8 protein-coding genes are annotated in these 7,967 nt (G+C 40.3%); 3 read left to right on the top strand and 5 right to left on the bottom strand.

Annotation, left to right across the window (positions count from 1 at the left end; genetic code table 11):
* Positions 1-6: 6 nt before the first annotated feature.
* The 5 genes from AC1DPQ_RS11040 to AC1DPQ_RS11060 all read right to left on the bottom strand — a co-directional run bounded on the left by AC1DPQ_RS11040 (position 7) and on the right by AC1DPQ_RS11060 (position 3,944).
* The gene (locus AC1DPQ_RS11040) at positions 7-555 is read right to left on the bottom strand and encodes a hypothetical protein (RefSeq protein WP_477582735.1); all 549 of its coding nucleotides are present in this window, start codon (positions 553-555) and stop codon (positions 7-9) included.
* A gap of 327 nt (positions 556-882) precedes the next feature.
* Positions 883-1,014, bottom strand: a complete 132-nt coding sequence (locus AC1DPQ_RS11045) for a hypothetical protein (RefSeq protein ID WP_010599262.1) — start codon at positions 1,012-1,014, stop codon at positions 883-885.
* A 297-nt stretch (positions 1,015-1,311) separates the two neighbouring features.
* Positions 1,312-1,704 (bottom strand): hypothetical protein, encoded by a 393-nt coding sequence (locus AC1DPQ_RS11050; protein ID WP_477582733.1) that lies wholly within the window; start codon positions 1,702-1,704, stop codon positions 1,312-1,314.
* 14 nt (positions 1,705-1,718) lie between these two features.
* Positions 1,719-2,561, bottom strand: a complete 843-nt coding sequence (locus AC1DPQ_RS11055) for a hypothetical protein (protein ID WP_477582732.1) — start codon at positions 2,559-2,561, stop codon at positions 1,719-1,721.
* A gap of 981 nt (positions 2,562-3,542) precedes the next feature.
* Entirely contained in the window at positions 3,543-3,944 is a 402-nt protein-coding gene (locus tag AC1DPQ_RS11060; protein ID WP_477582728.1) for a hypothetical protein, read from the bottom strand.
* A gap of 739 nt (positions 3,945-4,683) precedes the next feature.
* Between AC1DPQ_RS11060 and AC1DPQ_RS11065 the strand changes: the two genes are divergently transcribed.
* The 3 genes from AC1DPQ_RS11065 to AC1DPQ_RS11075 all read left to right on the top strand — a co-directional run.
* Complete coding sequence (locus AC1DPQ_RS11065; protein WP_477609264.1) at positions 4,684-4,953, top strand: hypothetical protein; 270 nt, start codon at positions 4,684-4,686, stop codon at positions 4,951-4,953.
* Between the two features lie 57 nt (positions 4,954-5,010).
* Complete coding sequence (locus tag AC1DPQ_RS11070; protein ID WP_477609266.1) at positions 5,011-6,348, top strand: TlpA family protein disulfide reductase; 1,338 nt, start codon at positions 5,011-5,013, stop codon at positions 6,346-6,348.
* Positions 6,345-7,967: TonB-dependent receptor plug domain-containing protein (locus AC1DPQ_RS11075; RefSeq protein WP_477609268.1), on the top strand; the 1,623-nt coding region annotated here is incomplete at its 3' end. The genes AC1DPQ_RS11070 and AC1DPQ_RS11075, both read left to right, overlap by 4 nt.

Raw genomic sequence — 7,967 nt, forward strand, 5'->3', positions numbered from 1 at the left:
GGAGTGTTATTCATCAGCCATACCTAGATAGCTTTCGATAACTTCTTTTATTTCTTTAATAGCATCAATTCCTGGCAATAGTTCTTTTAAACTCTCTAAGAGCGAATTCAGGTAACTCAAAAATTTTCTCAAGGCCTTTACAACCGGGTTATTTGCAAAGGTAATGATTCCATTACCTGCGGCGATTACGCTGTCCCAAAGTTTATTGATCAATCCTGCCTTCAGCTTCAGTGAGGAGCCGTTAAAGCCTATGGTACCTAGGATTTCATTGAAAGTTTCCAAGGTTTCCATTCTCTTGTCGTTATTCTCAGAAATCTGGATTTTCAATATTTGTAGGTCGAAATTGAGAATATCTCTTGCCTCTTCAAAAGCCTCATTGAAAAGGAAGTAATTTATCCTATAACGTTTAAAATCATTGTCTAAAAGATCTATGAATGATTCGTGCTTGCAAAGCTCTTTTAGATTATCTGGCAGGGTTTCAATGAATCTGATAACGTTGTTAAGGTCATTTGAATCCTCATGTAGTTCAAACCAAGAGTTGTTTAATATGGGCATATTCGAGCGTTTTATAATTATGTAAACCAAATATAAAAATTAAGTCTCACGAATTCTTGGTTCAATCAAATTCATCATGTTTGTGGCATTTGGTCTGAAATCATAGGTGCTAACAGCAATTGTTTCAATTGGGTTGAAACTAGGGGATTTCGGTAGTAGTAGACCAAGGATTCGATTCCAAACTGCACCTGGGTGAATTACACAATTTACGGAACGAGCACCTATTCACATGAAATACCCGTTTAAATACAGGGAAGCAAATTTCAATTTTGTAACTATAAAGGGGGGGTATTAGGCATGAGGCTACAAAACCTCATGCCAATAAGCTTAATCCTTTGGTTTGTGGATGTGCGGCTTCAGATCAGGATGTTTCGGTTTGGTTTCTGGCAGAACTCTCCTTCTCTTATCGTCATTTCCTTCCTCTGTTTTTGGTTTAGGCCCAGGTTTGATTGCTTCCATAATAAATTTTTAAATTATAATTAGTTCTCGGACCGATATGAGCCCTATACAAAGCTAATCTAACTCGAATCAACTAATTTACGGTTTACCGTAAAACGATAGAGATATTTAGAGATTCTTCCTGAGCTATTTGAAGCCTTATATTTTASCAGACTTTAGACCTAAGGAAGGACGGTCTATCAAATTTATTGTTACCTTAGTGAATCACAAAAAAAAATAAGCCTGAGGAAGAAGATGATCAGTACGACTATTGGAAATTTTATGCGTTTGACAAGTTCTTCAAAGGTGGAAGATAAATTAGTCCTTTAATACAATTATTTCAAGGTCTTTGCTCGCAACAAAAGTGATTAGGTAATTTTCATCTTTTTCAAGTAGAGAAAACTCCCTATTTGGAAACATCTGTAGGCACTTATACCAGAATGAACTTACTTCATACGTGAAAGTGTAATCTGAATTCCCATCATCAGATGTATCGGTAAACAACTCTATGCAAGATGTTGTGTGTAATTTTAGTGGTTTAATAGCTTCAAAATGATTGAGATTAGTTTGTAACCAAGCACTTAATACCTTGTTTTTAGTGCCTTCAAGCGAACCAGGACGTAATAAATATGTTTCAATTATATTATCTAACTCACCACCATTTTTAGTGTTACCATTTATTGTTGTTTTAGAAGAAAATTTTATATCCATAGTTTTAAAATTATTTATGCTGTTAGAAATGATTTTAAAATTTCATTTTCATTAAACCAAAAGCTAAATCTCGTTCCATTATAACTTACTGGACTTGCTATAAATCTGTAAATCATTCGCTCTTTATTAATTAAGTTTAAGTATTCAATGTAGCCAGTGAAGAATATTTGTTGATCTTCAAAAATTGCAGGAAAATCTTCAAAACCGTTATTAGTATGTTCAGAATCTCTGTTGTAAAGTATTGGTGTTTGGTTTGTGAGGTACTGAATTTTATCTTCAAGTGGCCTATTAAGTAAATTATTCCAATGTGCATTGATATCTAGCTTAATGTGATTATCTGTTTTAGTTATTGGCGTTAACATAAAAGCTTGTTTCGTTATTTTAACCGGAAATTTACCAAGATTCCGTACGCTAAATTCTATTCCTGTAACTGTTAATTGTGTCCTTTTAATCAATAGTTGTTCAAGCTCTAGAAATGGTGCATTTTCAATTTCAAATCTATCTTTTTCAATTTGATGTCTTCTTTCAGTTTCCTTTTTTTCTCTATCTGCAGCTTGTTGTTGTAAAGTTAAACTGTGGTCATTCGTAAGTTTATTGTCAATAAAAACTTTTTCAGCTAACTCGACTGATTTAATTGCTGATTTTGTTTGTTCTTGAGTAAGCTTCCACACTCTTAGAGCAATAATAGCTGTAGCCAAGCTTAATAGAAAGGATAGTAGGTCAATTATTGTAAAGTCAAATAGTTTTGAATTGTTAGGCGGTAATTTGTTTGTAATTGTAATGTGATGTTGAATAGGCTGTTTAGTAATAATTCTACTTTGTCCTAGCTTATTTTCTGTTGTTGTTTTTTGTTTCACTAGAAGCATATTCGTTGGTAGATTATTGTAAAGATATATTATATTTGAAGATGTTCGCTACGCTCTCATCATTATTTGATAGTAAAGATTTTGTAACTGGAGTTATAGTTTTTATTGCCACATCAATATTATTTTTTATAGCTAACTGGCTTTTAAGATTAAGACCTAAGATTCATATTCAAGTTATTTCTGAACCTCATCAGATAAATCCAAGCAATAGGTTTTTTACTTTCGGTTTRGATGCTCCTGATGTTGGAAACGAAGAATTTCTAATATCATATAAATTGACAATCAAACTTGAAAACATCTCTAATTGCGACGCCTATTATCCTCAACTTCATCTATCACCTCATTCAATGCAAATTGATCTAGGCACGTTGCAATGTGTTCGATTGAAAAGTGGCGAATCAATTATCTTGAATGGTCATTATTATCATACAGCAGTTGCAGACAAAAAACCAGTGTTTTTTGAATCATCAGAGTTTACAGATTTGGAGTTCGTAATAAATTATAAAAACAACTTCGGGATGAAATTTCATAGCTCTTTGAAGAATACAAAGACTAGCTATAGTTTTATTAGTGGTTTTAAAACGTTCTAATTATGATGATAACAACATTGCTTTTTGGGTTTTTATTGCCGATGGTTTTACGGAGCTGTCTTTTCAATGCTTTCACTCAATGTTTTTTTGAAAAGATCTATTATTTCATTTGCGGGAATGGCTTTCTCCATCTTTTTCTTGGGTGCTAATGGCAATTTCCCCTACAGAGAATCCTTACATCCGTCAACAATCGATAAGACCTAAATAATGCTTTAATGCTCAGCGCTACAAAAATAGGGGGAGCTTGTTTTTTCGTGTCTATTTCTCAACCGCTCAAACAAACTCCCTATTTCTTTCACTGTTTTGGTGTTATTTGTTCTTTTATTAGGGCGTTCGGCCAATGATTTATCGCCATTATTGTAAACGTATTCACGCAATACAGCTACTTATTCTTTCTGTAACCTTCCGCAAACTCCCTCAATCTCTTTACCAGCTCAGGATTATTAACCCTAACACTCACACCCTTTTTGTCCAATTTTTCAACCTCATAGGGTATGCCTTCTTCTTTGTGCAATCTCTTCAACTCTTGCTCTAAAGCCTTGGCCAACCCTGTATCAATTCGCCCCTGCGGTTCCAGTAGATCACGATTATCTTGTTCTAACAGTTCCCCTATTTCATTTAGATTTTCATAGCTAGGCTGTGATGTATTAGAATTCCACCCACTCACAGTGGTATAATCAACGTCTACCCAAAGTGATATTAAACGCGAAGAAGCGCCAATCTCTTTTGCAATCTTTTTTATTTGATTAACATTTTTTGTTCTCTTAGAGATTTGCCTAGACATTTTAATTAAATAAATAAAAAGTTTGCTTTTCGTACGAACTTTTTGTATGTTTGTTATAGTTATTTATAGCGACAAATTGAGTTGGGTAACCTACTTATACGATGTCACTCATGAAACGAAACCGTCAATTTCCACATGAGCCGATCGTGAGTTCGCCGTATCTATTGAATTTTGCTATCTTCGCGATAACTCTATTCGATAGGGCGGACTTCATGTTAGTCTTTTGTGGAACTCAGGCTTTAGCCTGAGTGGGTTCTTGACGGTACCAGTTTCAAAAGCATTGAAGTTCGCCCTATTGGTTTTCTAACCAATTTGGTTTTCCATTTGCTTTTATTGAGCCTGCATCGTTTACATAAAAACAACCGTTTATGAAAACGAAAAAAYTAAGCGCCATCAAATCATATCACTTCCAGGAAGTGATATTTAGTTATTCCCTTAAACTCTTGTTAAAGAACGTTATTTGTTCTCCATCGTAATGCGCGTGCCGGAATTCCGAGTATAAAATAGCCCAATAAGAAACAGGGTTGGTGTGAGAGAGCGCACTGATTTCCCGTGGGTTAATTTAGCTTGGTACCAGCCCTTTATTGCTTTTAGGCAACTGTGCAGTACTATGGTTATTCGCATTCCCAAGGTAGGTATCTTTTTTCTAATAAGCAATACGGTTTGCCGTATCTGCATATTTTATGTGGAAGGGGCTGGTTTTTAATCCATTTGTATTTTTCTTTTTTACCATCAATTTATGACTTTATCTGATAATAATGCTGGAGACCCTTCTTTGAAAACAGCTCAACAGGTGCTGGAATTATTTTATGATCACTACAGTGTCGATAAGGTAAAGCTGGTGTTATTGGAGTCGTTTCAGGGTTTTGCTTTGAAMGATAAAAAGGGTTTTCTGGAACTTAATATCAGTAAACAGGAGGTTAGTGAGGTGTTTGATGGGTTGATCGAATTGGTCGTGGCGGTGCGGGTGCTGATGGAGGAGGGTAAGGTTGAGGGAGTGAGGAGTTAGGATTTGAGATAGCCTTTAGGTCAGTTTTTAATTATTTTTTACGTTTAATCAATCAAAATGAAGCTTAAATTATGTTTCCTGCTACTGCTATGCCCAATTTTTGGGGTGCATGGGCAGGATAAAAATATATCGGTTACCAGTGTGGCTGCGTCTGCGGATTATCGGGGGATTTCTATCGGTCAGCAGGTGCCGGATGTGCTGATAAGGAATGTTTCAGGTCTTAATGGGGCGGGTCAGAATTTGGCAGTCTTGCCGCTTTCGGCTTTTAAGGGCAAACTGCTGATCCTGGATTTTTGGGCGACCTGGTGTGCACCCTGTATTGCCAGTTTCCCGAAAATGAAGATGCTGCAAGAGAAATACCAGAACGATCTGCAGGTGATCCTGGTGAATAATGAGCCTGTAGCCAGGGCAACCGATTTGTTGCAGAAAAGGAAAAACGAACATGGCGAAGCTTTTACTGCTGTTTTAGCAGATACGCTGCTGAATAAAACTTTCCCGCACCGTACCGTACCCCATTATGTATGGATCGGCAGGGATGGGAAAGTGCTGGCCATAACGGGCGAGGAAGAACTGGAGGAAGCGAAACTGTTGCAGGCGATGGCGGGCGAGGGTGGTACGTTCGTTAATAAAAAGAACATCGATCCGGCTTTGCCTTTGTTCAGTTCGGCAGATTTTCCTACTGAAGGCTTGGTCCGGTACAGCCTGTTAACTAAGGGCCGGGTGTCTGGCCTGGCCAGCGGTACACAGTTTCGAAAGGCTAAAACATCTGGTGTGTTGGTGGGGCGTGCCTTTACCAATGCCGATTTTTTTAGCCTTTATGGTACAATTGGCAGGGTGCTGCAGCGCGCAGTAGGCCAGCGCTTTTCTGATAAACAGATCAGGTACGCAGGGGCCGATTCGTCGGGTTTCTTGCACGGTAGCTATAATTATGAGTTTGTGGTGCCCGAGCGGTTATCAGCTCAGTTATACCCCATGATGCTGGATGACCTGAATATGTATTCGCCTTATGTAGGCAGTTTCGAGACTGAAGTGGCCGATTGCCTTGTTCTTGAGCGTTTTGGGGTTGCGGAGGTTCGCTTGAGCGGAAGTCATGAWCTGGAAATTTTGGGTCGATCGGATAACGGCGCTGGCAGTCAGGATGTGTTAAACTTAAAAAATGTTCGTGTTGAAGCGCTTGCCGATCATCTGGAGAACCTGGTCTGGAACACCGTGCCGGTGATCAACGAAACCGGGATCAGTGATCGCATATCGATCACGATCAGTGAAACAGGGGGTCTTGAGCAGGTAAATGCTGGGCTTCGGCCGTATGGGCTGTGCCTGCGGCCGGCGAAGAAAAAAATGACGGTCATGGTGATCCGTGACCGGATGGGCGATGAAATTAAGCAACTGAAATGAGGAAGATATATATACTGATTGTATTGATCGGCTTTTGCCCGATAATAGCCTTTGGGCAGGAAACCTTTAGCGGTAAAATTTTAAGTGCTGCCGATAGTACCGCCGTTCCGGCAAACATCGAGCTGACAGGGGCTGATGGGCTGGTACGTAGATTAATGGCAGATAGAAACGGAACATTTTCGGTTGGTCTGCCAGGTGGTACTTATCATTTTGTGGCCAGTGCGGTGGGTTTTAAAACCTATGCTGTTACAGTCACTATCCCGTTAACAAGGGTATTTGTGGCCAGGCTGTTGCCGGCCGATAACCAGCTCAGCGATGTAACGGTAAGCACCGGGTATCAGGTGCTGGACAGAACGCGGGCCACCGGATCGTTTGATAAACTGGATAAGGCCAGGCTAGATCAGCAGGTGGGCAAAAACATACTCGACAGGTTAGAGGCCATAGGTAACGGGCTTACTTTTGACAGGAGCACCTCGGCCACAGGCAAGTTTTCCATCCGTGGCACCAGCACGATCCGTGGGCCAAGGGATCCGCTGATTGTGCTTGATGATTTTCCTTATCCGGGTGATCTGGCCAACATCAATCCTGAAGATGTAGAGAGCATAACGGTTTTAAAGGATGCCGCGGCAGCTTCCATTTGGGGTACCCGTGCCGGAAATGGGGTGATTGTAATTACCACCAAAAAAGGCAAAAAGAATACGCCGTTTTCGGCCAGCTTTTCAGCCAGTTTGGCTTTTGTGCAAAAGCCTGATCTGCGTTACGAGCAGCGCATTTCATCTGCCGATGCGCTTGATGTGGAGCAGTTTTTATATGGTAAGGGCTATTATACCAGCCTGATCAATTCCTCGCAGAAACCTGCCTTAACGCCTTTTGTAGAGCTGCTGGTTTTGAATGCCTCGGGCAAGCTGTCTAATGCTGATTTGGCACTGGCCAAGGCAGGCTTTGCCGCACATGATGTTTATGACGATTTTGACCGTTACGTGTACAAAACCGGGGTTAACCAGCAATACGCACTCTCGCTATCGGGTGGGAGTGAAAAGCATTCCTGGCTGGTTTCTTCAGGTTATAACAGAAACGTAGATAACCTGGATGGTGAGAATTCCAGGCAGAACCTGAGGCTGAGCAACAGTTTTACGCTGCTGCGCAACCTGAATTTGAATACGGTGTTCAGTTATACCGGTGGCAAGGTTACAGCAGGGCAGCCTGGCATTGGCGGCATATTGAGTACATCTTCACTTTATCCTTATGCTGCCTTTGCCGATGCCAATGGAAACCCTTTGCCCATTACCAAGAATTACCGGTCTGGTTATCTTGCTTCTCCAGCGGTGGCGCAGCTGCTGGACTGGTCATATTACCCGCTATTGGATAATCAGTATACCGATAATGTAACCAGACTTACGGACCTGGTGGCCAGTTTCGATCTGGCATATAAACTGCCATTGGGTTTTAGGGCATCGCTTAAATACAATATTGAAGAGCAGCGGACCACCAGGGAAATTTTGCAGCAGCTGGGAAGTTATTACACCCGGAACCTGATCAACAGTTTTGTGCAGGTAGGTGCTGGTGGGGCAGTAAGTTATCCTATTCCATTAGGTGCCATTCTGGACAGGAATGAAGGG

The organism is Pedobacter sp. 01T416_2 (assembly GCF_056398925.1).